14 protein-coding genes are annotated in these 16,185 nt (G+C 37.5%); 11 read left to right on the forward strand and 3 right to left on the reverse strand.

Annotation, left to right across the window (positions count from 1 at the left end; genetic code table 11):
* Positions 1-122: 122 nt before the first annotated feature.
* Genes HZR21_RS01700 through HZR21_RS01710 form a run of 3 tightly spaced genes read right to left on the reverse strand, consistent with a single transcriptional unit; the run spans position 123 to position 1,930 of the window.
* Complete coding sequence (locus tag HZR21_RS01700) at positions 123-638, reverse strand: histidine phosphatase family protein (RefSeq protein ID WP_180745883.1); 516 nt, start codon at positions 636-638, stop codon at positions 123-125.
* A 30-nt stretch (positions 639-668) separates the two neighbouring features.
* The gene (locus tag HZR21_RS01705) at positions 669-1,040 is read right to left on the reverse strand and encodes a MerR family transcriptional regulator (RefSeq protein WP_180745885.1); all 372 of its coding nucleotides are present in this window, start codon (positions 1,038-1,040) and stop codon (positions 669-671) included.
* A 2-nt stretch (positions 1,041-1,042) separates the two neighbouring features.
* A complete protein-coding gene (locus tag HZR21_RS01710) occupies positions 1,043-1,930 on the reverse strand; it encodes an aldo/keto reductase (RefSeq protein WP_180745887.1) in 888 nt (295 codons plus the stop codon).
* A gap of 254 nt (positions 1,931-2,184) precedes the next feature.
* On the opposite strand from HZR21_RS01710, the gene HZR21_RS01715 reads away from it, so the two are divergent.
* From HZR21_RS01715 to HZR21_RS01765, 11 genes are all read left to right on the forward strand, one after another.
* Complete coding sequence (locus HZR21_RS01715; protein WP_180745889.1) at positions 2,185-2,655, forward strand: DUF3013 family protein; 471 nt, start codon at positions 2,185-2,187, stop codon at positions 2,653-2,655.
* 19 nt (positions 2,656-2,674) lie between these two features.
* Entirely contained in the window at positions 2,675-3,103 is a 429-nt protein-coding gene (locus HZR21_RS01720) for a hypothetical protein (protein WP_003137017.1), read from the forward strand.
* 93 nt (positions 3,104-3,196) lie between these two features.
* Positions 3,197-4,153 (forward strand): 50S ribosomal protein L11 methyltransferase, encoded by a 957-nt coding sequence (gene prmA / locus HZR21_RS01725; protein ID WP_180745891.1) that lies wholly within the window; start codon positions 3,197-3,199, stop codon positions 4,151-4,153.
* A gap of 6 nt (positions 4,154-4,159) precedes the next feature.
* Positions 4,160-4,906 (forward strand): 16S rRNA (uracil(1498)-N(3))-methyltransferase, encoded by a 747-nt coding sequence (locus HZR21_RS01730; RefSeq protein WP_180745893.1) that lies wholly within the window; start codon positions 4,160-4,162, stop codon positions 4,904-4,906.
* Positions 4,907-5,046: 140 nt separating this feature from the next.
* Positions 5,047-5,886 carry an Rgg family transcriptional regulator gene (locus tag HZR21_RS01735; RefSeq protein ID WP_180745895.1) on the forward strand — a complete coding sequence of 280 codons (840 nt, stop codon included), beginning with the start codon at positions 5,047-5,049 and terminating at the stop codon, positions 5,884-5,886.
* A 314-nt stretch (positions 5,887-6,200) separates the two neighbouring features.
* Positions 6,201-6,476: a hypothetical protein gene (locus HZR21_RS01740; protein WP_003137010.1), complete on the forward strand. Its 276-nt coding sequence runs from the start codon at positions 6,201-6,203 to the stop codon at positions 6,474-6,476.
* 57 nt (positions 6,477-6,533) lie between these two features.
* Entirely contained in the window at positions 6,534-7,670 is a 1,137-nt protein-coding gene (locus tag HZR21_RS01745) for an ABC transporter permease (RefSeq protein ID WP_180745897.1), read from the forward strand.
* Complete coding sequence (locus HZR21_RS01750; RefSeq protein WP_180745899.1) at positions 7,667-8,272, forward strand: ATP-binding cassette domain-containing protein; 606 nt, start codon at positions 7,667-7,669, stop codon at positions 8,270-8,272. Before HZR21_RS01745 ends, HZR21_RS01750 begins: the two co-directional genes overlap by 4 nt.
* Positions 8,273-8,554: 282 nt before the next feature.
* On the forward strand, positions 8,555-10,600 hold the full coding sequence (locus tag HZR21_RS01755; protein ID WP_180745901.1) for an InlB B-repeat-containing protein: 2,046 nt from the start codon (positions 8,555-8,557) through the stop codon (positions 10,598-10,600).
* A 156-nt stretch (positions 10,601-10,756) separates the two neighbouring features.
* On the forward strand, positions 10,757-13,633 hold the full coding sequence (locus HZR21_RS01760) for an InlB B-repeat-containing protein (RefSeq protein ID WP_180745903.1): 2,877 nt from the start codon (positions 10,757-10,759) through the stop codon (positions 13,631-13,633).
* 270 nt (positions 13,634-13,903) lie between these two features.
* Positions 13,904-16,114 (forward strand): RelA/SpoT family protein, encoded by a 2,211-nt coding sequence (locus tag HZR21_RS01765; protein ID WP_180745905.1) that lies wholly within the window; start codon positions 13,904-13,906, stop codon positions 16,112-16,114.
* Positions 16,115-16,185: the final 71 nt, after the last annotated feature.

Raw genomic sequence — 16,185 nt, forward strand, 5'->3', positions numbered from 1 at the left:
CTGTCTAAAATAAGAATAAACAGTCAAGTGGCGTCTGTAACATAAAGAAAAACACAGTAGACTATGCTTAGTTTTCTGTGTTTTTTTCTAATTTCATTTAGAGGTGAATTAATTGGTAGTTATTAGAGGTGCCCTAAAGAGCAGTTACTTATTTTTCCGACTCGTTTAATGTTACTGGTGTGCTCCCAATGTCTATAAAAATTAGCGATTGCTGCACCGTGAGAAACTATTAGTATGTTGTCACCTGAACTATTTTTTGCAATCTCAGATATGGCACTAACAATTCTTTTTGTTAAGTCTTGTTGAGATTCCCCGCCAAATTGAACAAAGAAATCGTTGTAAGGTAGGGGAGGATTCAGGTGTTCCCCTTCTCCTTCATAAGAGCCAAAATGCCATTCTCGTAACTCTTTTAGACGTTTATAAGGAATATCCGTCAATATTTCAAGTGTATCGCTAGCTCTTTCAGAAGTTGAGGCATAAGCATCGTCAAATTGAATCTCTAGTTCTTTTAAGTGGTCACGTGCCGCTATGGCTTGTTGAATGCCAGTAGTGGTAAGTGGAGAATCGCAAAAACCTTGTATTTTATGCTGTACGTTAAATAGCGTTTGTCCGTGTCTAGCTAAATAGATATTTTGCATCTATCTTCCTCCGATATAAGATGAGTAGCATTATAGGTTATTTTCAGCATTGATCATATGTGTGTCGTAATTATCAATTTTCCATTCCAAGTAATCTCTAGCCTTAATCGTTTCATCAATTTTATCATTTAATTTTTCGATTGCCTCGGCAAGAATAGCTTTTCTCGCTAGCACTGTGGATGAATCATTTTCAAATACGAGAGACACATAATCTTTTAACAGTTCAATACCTAATCCTGCCTGTCTCATTGTTTTGGCAAAAATAATCTGATTGATATTTCGTTCGTTAAATTTCCGAATACCATTCAAACGTTTAATTGGCATAATAAGACCGATTTTTTCGTAATATCGAATGGTATCAATTGATACACCAGTCATTTCAGATGCTTTCTTAATATTCAAGTCTATCCCCTCTTCATATCAGGCTTGTCTTTAATAATTCTGCCCATAAACCATTCTACCATTTTGGGGTCTTTATGATCGAAAAATGCGGATGCTTTTTGATCAAGTGAGTGGATAGTCTGCATATCTTCATCACTTAATTCAAAGTCAAAAATATTGAAATTTTCTAACATACGATTTGGATTGGTTGATTTGGCAAGAACGACAACATCGCGTTGGATTAACCAGCGTAAAACAACTTGCCCGACAGATTTACCATATTTAGCACCAATGTTAGATAGGATTGGGTCTGTAAATAAATTGTTTCGGCCTTCTGCAAATGGCGCCCATGCCTCTGGCTGAATATTGTATTTATGGTGCCAGTCTAAATCTTCTACGCGTTGATGCCACGGATTGATTTCAATTTGGTTGATTTGTGGTAGACCGACATCGTTCATTTGGGCAAATTCAATCAGCTTGCCTGAATCAAAATTTGAAACGCCTATAGACTTAATTTTGCCATTATGTTGTGCTTTTCCTAAGGCACGATAAGCACCATAAATATCCCCATATGGTTGATGGAGTAAAAACAAATCAATATAGTCAAGTCCAAGTCTATCAAGAGAGCCTTCAATTGCTTGTGCAGCAGTCTGCTCGTTGAACACATTATTTACGAATAATTTAGTTGTAATAAGCAATTCTTTTCGCGTTACAATACCGTCATCAATAGCGCGCTTAATACCTTGTCCGGTTTCAGTTTCATTATGATATGAAATAGCTGTATCAATCAAACGATAGCCCACTTTTATAGCCTCATATACAGATTTAGCAGTTTCTTCATTTGGAATTTGGTAAACACCAAATCCGAGTTGAGGCATTTTTTCTCCATTGTTTAGCGTTATTTCTTTCATTTTTAGATCCTTCCTTTCTGACTATTTTTAGTTTAACACCTTGAGTGCACTCTAGGTCAAGCAAAAATGTTTCAAAATTATAAGACAAGATGATAAGATGTCTCTAAAGAGTTTGGCATCTCAATTTATGTTATAATTATGTCATAGCATTTTATAAAGTTGCAAGCAATTCAGTGTGTTAGATGGCATTTTTCATACGTTCAAAATTGTTTGGCTTAACAATAAAAGATAAGAAGTTCAATTAAAGGAGAAATATGTCAAAGTATGGTTTTTTAGATGTGTTAGACAAGGCTTTAGCAAAAGATTTTACATACGATTACGAAATTAACTGGGATAAGAAAAACCATGTGGTGGAGATTTTTTATCTATTAGATGTTGAGAATCCAGGCGTTGCTGTTACGGATACAGAAGATGATACACAGGCCTCAAGTGAGAATATTTCATTTGAAGATGCGGTTGTCTTTTATAATCCAGAAAAATCTAAAATTGCAGTTGAAGAGTATCTGGCTAGTTTTCCTTATGAGCCTAAAAAAGGCTTGTCACAAGAATTTGTGACATATTTTGTAGCGTTTTTGCAAGAAACAGCAGACAATGAATTAGATGCATTGACCGACTTTTTAAGTTCTGATGCTGCAGAATTTGCAGGAACATTTGATTTAGAAAGCTTTGAAAAAGGCCGCGCATCTTTAGTAGAGAAAACATTCTTTGCGTATCCGAGATATTAATATTAGGAGAAGATGATTGATGAAAAAAATAACAGGTTTATTGGCTATTTTGTTAGTAGTCATTATCACGATAACAGCTTGTGGTGGTAAAAAGTCGGAATCTAAAAAAACATCAAGTTCTTCAAAAACTAAGGTGAGTAAGACTGTCTCAAAAACGAGCCAATCTTCGGAAACGACTGGCAGTGAGATTACATCATCTGCATCAGAGTCAACATCAACTCCAGAACATTTACATGGAGAAGCTGAAGAAAGTCAGTGGTCTCAGCAGTCTAGTGAGGCTGCCAAAGTGATGACTGTTGCAGAGGCAAGACAAACTTTGCGTGAGCTGAATATCAACGATGGTAATTTTTCAAATGCCGATATCAACAAGTATATCTTGGAAGCGAAAGCAGCAGGTCAAGAATTTGGGCCTTATATGGTCGCACAAGGCTTTGATGCCTTAAACTAAAGAGCGAGTTATCGCTTTTTTGTGTCAATCAATACTGACTAATCAATTAATAAAAAATATCACTTAAACGACTTGAAGAAATGAGTAAAAACAATGAATAACTGGAATGAATTATCAGTCAAGGTTTCACGTGAAACCGAAGATGCTGTCAGCAATATTTTAATCGATGCTGGCGCACAAGGCGTTGCCATTGAAGACACGCAGGATTATCTAGATAATCTGGACAAATTTGGGGAAATTTTACCTGAAATTGAGCAGCTAGAAACGGTTATCATCAAAGCCTACTATCCAGAAAACCTTTCAATTATTGAGATTGCGGAAAGTGTCAAAGCACAGATTTCAGGTCTTCTTGCCTTTGATCTCAATCCTGGGGACTTTACTGTCACCACACAAAGTCTAGCTGAAAATGACTGGTCAGATAGTTGGAAACAGTACTTCTTACCGACTAGGATTTCCCACGGCCTAACCATTGTTCCGTCTTGGACAGATTACGCACCAGCATCTGCCGATGAAAAAATCATCCGCTTGGATCCGGGCATGGCTTTTGGGACAGGGACGCACCCAACGACCAAACTCTCTTTGTTTGCCTTGGAGCAGACCTTGCGGGGTGGTGAGACTTTGCTAGATGTTGGCACTGGTTCAGGCGTTTTGTCTATCGCTGCGCATCTCCTAGGGGCTCAAAACATCCATGCTTTCGATCTGGATGATGTGGCGGTGAAAGTTGCCGAAGAAAATATCCAGCTCAATCCTGATATGACGAACATCATCGTCAAACCAGGAGACTTACTCCAAAACGTGACGATTAAAGCGCATGTCATCGTTGCTAATATCCTAGCTGACATTCTCATGAACGTCATTGACGATGCTTACAACCTCCTATATGACGGTGGATTTCTGATTATGAGCGGTATTATTGATAGTAAATCCCAGATGATTCTGGATAAATGTCATGCGGCTGGTTTCGCCCTTGTGACGCGGATGCAGCAGGGCGAGTGGCACTGTGTTATTTTACAGAAAGCAGACGACGACGCTAGTGTTATCGGAGGATAAGCGCAGATGCAACAGTATTTTTTGAACCAAAACTGCCCAGAGATCGGCGCTACTTTTAGTCTTGAGAAAGCAGATAGCCACCACCTCTTCACCGTCATGCGTGCGCAGGCGGAAGAAAAAGTTCAGGTCGTCTTTTCCGATCAAACCCTCACTTTGGCTGAGGTTAATGGTGATCAGGCGACTTTGACCCTGCTCGAAACTTTAGCAAGAACAGTAGAGCTACCCTTAGGCGTGACGATTGCTGTGGGACTTCCTAAAAGCGATAAATTAGAGTTTATCACGCAGAAAACGACTGAACTCGGGGCGCAAGCCATTCTAGCCTACCCAGCGCAATGGTCAGTGACCAAACTTGATGCTAAGAAGGCCGCAAAAAAACAAGAGCGACTACAAAAAATAGCCAAGAGTGCAGCGGAACAGTCCAAGCGTCTGATGATTCCTAAGACAGAGATTTTGGGCAATCTCAAAGCCTTGACTGACCTGTTTGATCAATATGATCAAGTTCTGATTGCTTATGAAGAATCAGCTAAAGCAGGTGAAACAGCAGCCTTTGTTGACAGATTATCACAGTTGCAGTCAGGTCAAAACCTGCTTGTTATTTTTGGTCCCGAAGGTGGCTTATCACCAGAGGAGATAGAAACTTTCACACAACTCGGAGCTGTTAAAATCGGTCTGGGGCCGCGGATTATGCGTGCGGAGACAGCACCCTTGTATGTCTTATCTGCTATTTCTTTTTATACGGAATTAATGAAATAAACACATTTAGGATAGTATCTGCTATTCTAAATGTGTTTTTAATTTCACAAATATTTGAAAACGCATACATATAATGATATGATTTAAGTTAAGAAAATTAGTTTATTGTTTGGGGGACTGATTAATAGGGAGTTGTAATTATGAATTTTAGGGAACTAGGGACGCTTTATAAGAAAGTACGTCAGTCACGAGGATATAGTATTAACGATGTTACAAGTGATTATTTGAATAAAAGTCAAATATCGAAGTTTGAAAACGGTAATTCGATGCTTTTGTTAGATGGTTTTATGCATGCTGTTGACGGGCTTAATATGACGATGAGCGAATTTTTCTTGTCTGTTGGGAATTTTGAGGCGGGTAGTTCACATATAAGTGGGGAAAAGTTACGAGATTTAATAAATAGTCAAGATGTAGACGGACTAAAAAAGTTGATAGTCCAAAAACCACGAACAAATGATAAAAACATTTTTAATATCAAAGTCAAATGCGCCATTCGAGAATTATCAGGGGAAAATTTTCTGACAGATGAAGATTGCCAGTTTGTTGATAAATATCTGACTGACTGTGAAGAATGGACGATGTTTGAAACCAATGTTTTTAGCATGTGTTTAGAAGCCTTAGATACGGATTTGGCTTATCAATTAGGATTACAATTAATCGAAAAAAATAATTTTTATAAAATATTGCCTTATAATGCTCAAATCGTCAAAAGGACGCTTGTGAATGTCTATGTTTACATGATACTTCGTGGACGTTTCGTGTATGCAGGTAAACTTGAAAAGAAAATTGATCGTCTCATAAACTCAAGTGATACAGATGAAAAAATTGTTATTCAGATTTTTAAGAAGTTTTCAAAATATCGGCAAGAAGAAAATTTAGAACTTTTATCGGAGATTGTTAGAGATATTCAGAATTTAAAGGACTTAGGAGCGCAAGGACTAGCGGAAAGGTTCGAAATTTTCTTGTTTAATGATAAATAAAAAATTGCAACAAAGTCGAAAATAAAACCTTGTTGCAATCTTTTGTTAGCTACCCCAGTTTCCTAAAAGCCCACGAAGAAAATCGAACATAAGTGTACCTCCTAATTTGATAGGTTTATTTTACCAAATTTTAAAGGGGCGAAACAGAGAGTTTCTAACTAGCAACACTCTATTGATAGAAAGTGTTGCTAGTTAGAAACTTTGCGCAGAGGTGTATTTAGTTTGATACAATTGCTTTGTAAGTTTAGTTCGAACGATTTACGAGAAATTGAACAAGAATGACATTTAAATTTTTGTTGGAAAGGAGGGAAGTAATGATTAAAAAAATGAAGAAGAATGGCTTATTGCTTGCGATTGTTATAACTTTGTTTGGTTTAGGTGCAAAAAGTGTTGTATCAGCCTATCAAATAGCCACAGTTGCGAATACTCGGCACGAAGTCTGGTATGTTTACGGTGGTTCAAAAACGACTTATACATATCGGCAATTAACTTTCAGAAGTAATTTTAGTTTCTATGTCTCAGCACCTGTACGTCGTGACGAAGGCATAAATCCAGGTTACCTTTATACGTATCGCTATACAGTTAATTAAAAAACTAACGTAGGGGCTATGCTTGTAGTCTCTATGTTTCATTTGATAGGATAAAACATGACATTATTTTACTTTGAACTCAAACGATTCATAAAAAATCCCAAAAATAAAATTTGTTTAGCACTGCTCGCCCTTATTTTTTTTGGATTGTTTGTCATGGAGCAAACAACTTTTAAGCAAAAGTTTTCAGAAGTAAATTTAGTTATGACTAGAGAAAACTTGCAACAAACAAAACATTGGGTAGAGAATTTGCAAAACCAAGCCAAATTAAATCCAGATGATAAAGAGACAGCTCAAGCTTTATTGGTTGCTCAAGAAAATGTCAAAATTTTCTCAAGTCAACTTTCAGCTCTAGAGAAGAAAGATTTTGATAAGTTTGCTGAGTTAAATAATCAACAGAATAGCGCGCAGCTAAAGCTAATACCTCAAAAAGATTCAGATGAATATAGAAGTCTAGTATCGAATATCAAGTATTACGAAGCCGTGAAAGCAGTCAATGGTAAAATGAGTGCTACTACAAACGATACGAGTGAATCGGCATTTAAAGTTGGTTATTCAGCGGTCGCTTGGTTATCATCAACAGCTATCTTTGTTTTAATCACAGTCTTAATCGCAGATACTGTCAGCAGTGAGATTGAAAGTTCACAAATCAGATTTTACCAATTAATAGGCGGTCGTAAATTTAAACATCTACTGTTAAAATTAGGGGTTCCGATACTCAGTGTCCTCTCAGTAACTTTTATCAGCTTTTTTTGTCAGTACTTGATAAAAGGTGCGATGAATAGTTTTGGCACATGGCGGTACCCCTACTTGATGGCAGATGGGACAATTCAACCAATCTGGCAAGTTAGTCTCAAAGCAGTGTTAGTATTCGTCGTTGCACTCATTTTTATCGGTAGTTTGGGACAACTCCTAGCGCTCATTTTCAAGAAAAGTTTGGTTGTGATTGGTTTGATAGTTGTTTGCTTGACTGGATTTCTGACTTTGGCGCAAGAAGAATGGTTTCAGTTGATTAAAAAATTTCTGCCTTTTGAGTATTTGGGCTATGGTCAGATTATTAACGATGCTAAAATTTTGCCCAACAATGCTTTGATAATCGGTCTCATTTATTTAGTGAGTTTGAGCCTTCTTTTTATCGTTACTTCAGGCTATCTTTATCAACATTACCATTATCGGAAAGTAGGGAGATCATGACAAGACTACGCGTTGAAAAATTGACAACAGACATTTTTGAGAATTTAAGTTTTGACATTTCCGGTCCGGGTTTGTACGGTTTAATTGGACGTAATGGCATTGGGAAGAGTACGTTATTTAGCCTTTTAAATGGTGAAGTTAAGCTATCTAAAGGTAATTTTTCAGTTGGTAAAGTGTGTTATGTGCCTAGCCTAGATATATTTGATAAATATTTAGCTGCTAACGATTATCTAAAGCTATTGTCCCCAAAGGAGCAAACTGAGTTTCATAAAAATTTAGAAATTATGGGTGGCGCAGATTTTTTGACTCAAAAAATAGGGAAATACTCTCTAGGAATGAAAGAGTTGTTTACTTTTGTATATGTTTTGTCTATTCGGAGTGATGTTTTGATTTTAGATGAATTACTTGATGGTCTTGATGAACAAAGACGTTTTACAGCCTATGCTTTGTTAAGGCAATGTCGTAAGGAAAAATTAATTTTGTTGACCTCACATAACCTATCTGAAGTTTTTGACGCGACTGACCGTGTTTATATTTTAGAAAAGACAAGTTTGAAGGTGATTGGTGATTTGGCAACAGCCCAGGCGCAGATTTCACTTTAATTATAGTGGAGGTTTCAAAAGAATAAGCGATTAAAGTCATAAGCCTTTTCTTATCTTCAAAAAGTGTTGCTAGTTAGCAACTTTTCGATGTCATTTTTGAATAATTTGTTAAAAGTAGGGATCGCTAGATGAGACTAGAATTTCAAAAAATAATATTGGGAACAAAAAAGTTAGGATAGCATCGTGTCAAAGAAATTTAAATTTTTTATGCTTTATAAGCTATTTTCATCACTTATATTTACAAGGGGGATATTTTTATTATTTTTGTTGCAAGAAAAAAATATGACATTTTTAGAAGTTGCAACATATCAAGCCATATTTTTTGTTTCAACAACGTTATTTGAAATACCAACTGGTGTAATTGGTGATAAATTTGGTAAGGTTAATAGTTTATTAATTGGCAGTATCTTATTAACTTTGCTAGTTTTGATGATGAATATTTTAATTCCACCAGGAATTGTCTTTTCAGATGAGATAAATGGATCAGATGTACCTGCAGCAAGTTCTGAACTTCCCAAAGATCAAGCAAATGCTTCAGACACAACATCTGATGCTTCAACAAGTTCTGAACTTCCCAAAGATCAATCGAATGCTTCAGACACAACATCTGATGCTTCAACAAATCCTGATCTTTCTAAGAATCAGACTAATGTTTCTGATGCCCCGAGTACTTCTGAAGACGCATCAGATAAGAAAGGTGATGCTATTCAAAATAATACAGATGCTTCAGCAAGTAATGGAGAAGAGACAATCATTTCTAGGGTAACCTATAATGCCAATGCTGGGAGAAATTCTGGGGTTGTAAAAAATGATCAGATTGCACTAAATGGTTCATACACTATTGGAACGATCGGAACTGGTACTGGTGAACTACACTTTACTGCACCTGATCCATCTAAACAAATTTTTAACGGTTGGAATACAGACCCTAATGGTAGTGGAGATAGTTATTCAGCTGGGCAAGTAGTCTCTTCATGGCCATATAGTACTGATACGATTTTATATGCGCAGTGGGCTGATGCAACAAATGTATCCTACAATTTGAATGGCGCAACTGGTCAATCAGCGCCTACTAGTCAATTTGGAGAAGTCGGTTCTCAAGTTACGATTCCTAAGATTCCGGAAAATCTTGTTTTTAAGGGGAATACGACTTCAGCCGGTGTATGGAATAGTAAAGCAGATGGTACAGGAACTGATTATGTTCCTAACACTTCTTATACTTTAACATCTAGCAATATAACACTGTACTTAAAAATAGTTGCCAGTCCTGCGGATGCTAATGCGACACTTACTTTTGATCTTAATGGTGGTGATACTTCTGATACAGATTTAAAAAATGGTGTAAAGACTGATGTGGCTAACGATTATAAGGTAAATTTACCATCTCAAGTGCCGATTAAAAGTGGTTATACTTTTAAAGGATGGACTATTAACAGTAAAACGTACCAGCCTTCAGGAGAGTTTACATTAATTTACTCAACCATAGCTAAAGCTATTTGGATGCCTATCCAAACAATTTCTTTTGAAAACGGTTTGCTGGAAGGCTCTACAGATTTGGTAACAGGTATGCCAGATGGTACGTTTGTAGAGGCTAATGGTAATCTCTATAATATTCCTGATAATGTACCTGAAAGAAAAGTTACTGATGGTAGTAGTGTTCAATATAAGTTCCTGTATTGGCGTTTAAATGATAAAGTAAACGTTTTTCCTGGAGGTCAGTGGAGAACAAATACAGTTGTTTCAACATCACACTTTGTAGCAGTATGGTCGTCGTTTGATCTTAACTCACAATGGACTTTATCTTTCAATACAGATGGTGCAACAGGAGGAAGTGCCCCTTATGAATATACTTATGTCGATAAAGGAAAGCCGTTTATAATTCCTGGACGCGGCTCACTAACTAAATCTGGTGCCTCTTTTGTTGGGTGGTCAGATGGTGAAACGACTTATTCTGAAGGGGATGCCTTTACACCAACAAAAAACACAACATTATCTGCTGTATGGTCTCAAGATGAGACACAAGGGACTGTTAAATTCGTGACACAATCTAAAGCAGGTAGTAACCCAACTTCTCAGACTGGGGAAACTGGTACAGTCATTACCTTACCAGATGCGCCTCAAAATAATACAGCTCCAGAAGATGGCTATATCTTCTGGGGATGGGCAAAAAATAAAAATGCAACAATACCAGATTATTACGCCAATAAATCGTATACCTTATCTAAAGGAGTGACAACACTTTATGGTGTCTGGACGGGTTCTCTTACGAATTATTGGACACAAATTAAAGTCAATGTAAATGGGGCAGATGGAAGTCTTCCTTCATGAATAACTTCAAATAATTTTTATAGTTTAGATAGTGAAACTGCTATTCATGTATTCGAAGTTCCAGAAATAACTAAGACAGGTTATAACTTAATAGGGTGGGATTACTCTAAAGATGATCAAACTTATCAAGTTACTGACAAGTTTGAACTTGGAAATATGGCTACAACGAGAAACCCTGGGACACTAACTGCAAAGTGGGAACCTATTACGTATAAAGTTTCCTACGATAAAGGAGATGCAACTAGTGGTGCCATACCTACTCAAGATACAGCTATCGTTGGGTATAAAAAAGCTTATACGCTCTTAGGAAATTTAGGCTACTTATCTAAAGTTGGTTTTACCTTTGTTGGATGGACTGATGGAACGGAAACGTACACACCAGGACAAAATATGGCACCTACGACGGATATCGTATTAAAACCTGTATGGAAAATAATTCCTACAACTTCTGGTGGTGGAAATACCAATAATGTCAACATCATGTATGTAGCTTTGGAAAGTGGTGTTACAGGAGAAGTACCAGATTCCGTCAGTATTCCTGGAGATTACACGACTAGTTATAGAGTTGCCTATCCCAAATCTGATTTTTCTTATCCAGGATATGAGTTTTTAGGTTGGTATTTATTAGATGCAAAAGGAAATGAAGTGGACTATTCTCCGGGCTCAACCTTTATAGTAGGCAATAACGATTTAATTTTCTACGCAAAATGGAGAAGTAAACAAGATGTTCCTAAAGATTCTTATGCCATTTCATTTAATGGTAATGGTAATACCTCAGGTCTAGTTCCAAATACCCAGTATGTGAAAAGTGGCGGAAGTGCAACCTTACCTGGTAATAATACATTAGAAAATAAACAATTTAAAGATAACAATGCGTCTACTGGCGCAATTAACACAAATGATTATATTTTTGTAGGTTGGAGTAAAAATAAAAATGCGACAGCCGATGATGCAGATGTCCTTCAAAAGGGAGCATCTATATCTCCAACTTCTAATGAAGTCTACTATGCAATTTGGGACTTAGAGAAAAAAGATATAACATTAACTTTTAATGGCAATGGAAATACTGGTGGCACTGTTCCAGCTAAAGTCACTAGGATGCGTTATACAGAAGAGAAAATTGATAGTCTAAACTTAGGTGCGACTCTCACAAAAACTGTCGTTATTTCTGGAGAACTGGTCACATACCATTTTGGTGGTTGGAATACTCAAGAAGACGGCAAAGGGATTGACTATCGTTCTGGCTCTACTTTTAACTTTCCTAAAAATACAACCCTTTATGCCAAATGGATACCAACAAAGTCAAATTCTTTAGCTAGAATTCTTTATCTTGGTAATGGCAATACCTCAGGAGATTCCATTCGTTTTGATGATACAAATAGTGTTGAGTATACGATAAAAGATGCGGGCAATATGCTTAAAGATGGCTATATGTTTACTGGATGGAATACGCGTTCGGATGGAACAGGGACTAGTTATAATATTGGCAGCTCTATTGTGACAGCGGATCATCCGAGCCTAACTTTATATGCCCAATGGGTAAAAGTTGAGAGTGGTATAAATGTTATTTACAATGGAAATGGGAATACCTCAGGTACTTTACCCGATGCTTTTAATGGTCCAAAAGGCTCAAACGTTACACTAGCAAGCACATCAGATGTTTCATCGCGAGGACTTAAAAAGACAGGTTATATGTTTGCTGGATGGTCTAAAACGGTTTCTGGACAAGGCGTACAGTATGTTGCTGGCCAATCCTATACATTTAATGAAAACACTATTCTATATGCAATATGGGCAGAAGATGCCGCTTATGTAGCTACACCATCTAACATTACTTATCACCCTAATTATACGAATGCAGATGGCATCTATAATGTTAAGGGATTTGTAGATAAATCAATGCCTGTTGATGGTACTACTGTTCTTCATGGACATAAAGTTGTTAAAAATGAAGAAAATGGTGGCGCTTATCTAGGTAAAAGTTATGCATTAGTTTCCTATTCTGTTACAGATCTTCCTAGTAGAAAAAATTATGCTTTTTCTGGATGGTCAACTAATCCTCAAGCGACGACACCAATGTATACAGCTCAACAAGTTATTAGTTTAAATACGACCAACTTAGATTTATATGCGGTATGGACGCCAGGAAATTATCAAATTGAATTTGATAAAAATGCTTCTGATGTGACGGGAACAATGGTTAAGCAAACAGTCAACTATGATGAGACCCAAAAATTAAATATAAATAAATATAAACGTGCTGGCTATAGTTTCATGGGTTGGAATACTAAGTCAGACGGGTCGGGAATTTCCTATGCTGATGAGCAGAGTATCTCAAACTTAGCAGATGCGTATGAAACTGAAACATTATATGCGCAATGGGCAAAAACTGAATATTATAGCATATTGTTTGATTTGAATGCAGGGTCTGACCGTACTGCTAAGACTAAACAAAAGACAATCCCTAATTTAGAAATTGGTACTAAGTATAGTCTTTCTAGCGGTATTAAAACGGCTTCTCGTGCTGGTTATAAATTTAACGGTTGGTATACTACAGCTGATGGTACGATTGAAATGCCAGAATCACTAGTCATCCCCAAAAGTAATACGACATATTACGCCAATTGGACAGCTAACAACTATACAGTATCCTATGATAAAAACACTGGATCTGGAACAATGGCTGATCAAAATTTCACTTACGATGTCGCTAAAAACTTATCTCAAAATAATTTTGGAAAAGATGGATACGTCTTCACAGGATGGAACACTTCTGCAGACGGTAGCGGAATAGCTTATAGCAACAGTCAATCTGTATCAAACTTGACAACCGCATCAGGAGGGAAAGTCACTCTGTATGCGCAATGGCAAGCAAAATCAGAGTTTGGAGATTCTAATTCGAAAACAACAGATCCAACTGACATGTTACCAACAACAGGGGAACTTGTTTCTAATTACATCACAATTTTGGGTGTGATAATCTTAGTTTCAATTGCTTATGTAGGATTTAAACGAAATAAAAAGTATAAATAATGATGATTTTAAATTTATCAATTAAAATCTGAAATCAAAAAAATTTCGTTGCATCGTATTTATAAAAAATCATTTGAGCTTTTGCTTAGATGATTTTTTGTATTGTGGCAACAATTTTAAAGCAATACCATGACAAGCCTTTTTCTTATCCTCAAAAAGTGTTAAAATAGTACTAATTATCATCGTTTTAGGAAAGGATTGAGTTTCGGCGGAGGGTTACACTCAATAGTTAAATGAGTATATCTCTAGGTTGACTCAAAAATAAACAATATGGCAAGTGAACCAAATCTCACCGGCGCTGAAGTTGTCGCCCTAACAGAGCGTTATATGGGTGAGCGCGATATTATTCTAGTAAAAAAAGCATTAGTTTATGCGACCAATGCGCATAAAGAACAATATCGTCAATCGGGCGAACCTTATATCATTCATCCGATTCAAGTGGCTGGGATTTTAGCCAAATTGAAACTTGATGCCGTCACCGTCGCTTGTGGCTTTTTACATGATGTCGTTGAAGACACCGAAAGCACACTAGATGATTTAGAGGCGGAATTCGGCCCTGAAGTCCGGATTATCACAGATGGCGTGACCAAACTCGGTAAAGTTGAGTATAAGTCTCATGAGGAACAACTAGCAGAAAACCACCGCAAGATGCTCATGGCCATGTCTAAAGATATGCGCGTGATTTTGGTTAAATTGGCTGACCGGTTGCATAATATGCGGACGCTCAAACATCTTCGCCCTGACAAACAAAAACGCATTTCTAGAGAAACGATGGCAATTTATGCACCATTAGCTCATAGACTTGGGATTTCTAGAATCAAGTGGGAACTGGAAGATTTATCTTTCCGCTACCTTGATGAAATTGAGTTTTACCGCATTAGAGGTTTAATGAAGGAAAAACGTGCGGATAGAGAACGTTTGGTTGAAGAAGTCACATCAAAACTTAAAGACTACACTGAAAAAGCAGGCGTCATCGGCGAAATCTACGGTCGTCCTAAACACATTTACAGCATCTACCGTAAAATGCACGACAAGAAAAAACGTTTTGACGAGCTTTACGACCTGATTGCTGTTCGCTGCATCCTAGAGACCACAAGTGACGTCTACACGACGCTTGGCTACATCCACGACCTCTGGAAACCAATGCCTGGACGCTTTAAAGATTACATCGCAAACCCCAAAGCTAATGGCTACCAATCTGTTCACACAACAGTTTATGGTCCTAAAGGCCCTATGGAGTTCCAAATTCGGACGCGGGAAATGCATGAGATCGCCGAGTATGGTGTGGCCGCCCACTGGGCTTACAAAGCAGGGCGTAAGGACAAAGTCTCTGCTAATGAAATCACGCAAAATCTTAACTGGATTCATGAACTTGTCGAATTACAAGACGAGTCAAATGATGCCCAAGATTTTGTCAAAGCTGTTCAAGAAGATATTTTGTCTGAAAAAATTTATGTCTTCACACCAGCTGGCGCCGTTCAAGAACTACCAGCAGGGTCAGGACCGATTGATTTTGCCTATGCCATTCATACCCAAGTCGGTGATAAAGCAGTTGGTGCCAAAGTCAATGGCCGGATGACACCACTCACACATGTGCTAAAAACAGGTGATGTGGTCGAAATTGTGACTAATAAAACGTCGTTTGGTCCAAGCCGTGACTGGATTAAGCTCGTTAAAACCAACAAAGCACGTAATAAAATCAAGCAATTCTTCAAGAATCAAGATAAAGAATTGTCGATTAACAAAGGTCGTGATATGTTGCAGGAGTATCTGCAAGAACATGGCTTTGTGGCTAACCAATATCTGGATAAAAAACACCTTGAGCCGTTATGTGACCGCCTCAATTTCAGAGACCCAGAGTCACTCTATGCCTCTATCGGATTCGGTGAAACGGGTGTTGTGACCGTTTTTAATAAATTAACTGAAAATGAACGTCGTGAAATCGAGCGCGAAAAAGCCCGTAAAGAGGCAGAAGAGCTGATGAGCGGCGAGGTTAAGACCAAGGCCGATGTCATGAAGATTCGCCATGATGGTGGGGTCAATGTTGCTGGCATCGATAGCCTGCTGATTCGTATGAGCAAGTGCTGTAATCCAGTCCCTGGCGACGATATTGTGGGTTATATTACCAAAGGTCGTGGCGTTTCTATTCACCGTAGCGACTGTCAAAACGTGAAGAGCCAAGAAGATTATGAGAATCGTTTGATTGCAGTTGAGTGGGAAGAGCAAACTGGCAATAAAGACTATGTGGCGAATATTGATATTTTTGGCTTTAACCGCACAGGTATCGCCAATGATGTGATGCAAGTCTTGTCTAATACCACTAAAAAGTTGATTTCAATCAATGCGCAGCCAACTAAAGATTTGAAAATGGCGAATATCCATGTGCAGCTTGGTATTAAAAACTTGTCAGAACTGACGACCGTTGTCGATAAGATAAAAATGGTACCAGATGTTTATAGTGTCAAACGCACAAATGGTTAAGGTAGGCATAACTCTAAAAAAATCAAAAAAAAGTTAATTTATTATTAGCATTTACTTATAAAATAAGATAT

Origin of the sequence: Pseudolactococcus laudensis (genome assembly GCF_013449735.1) — a bacterium.
GTDB lineage: Bacteria > Bacillota > Bacilli > Lactobacillales > Streptococcaceae > Pseudolactococcus > Pseudolactococcus laudensis.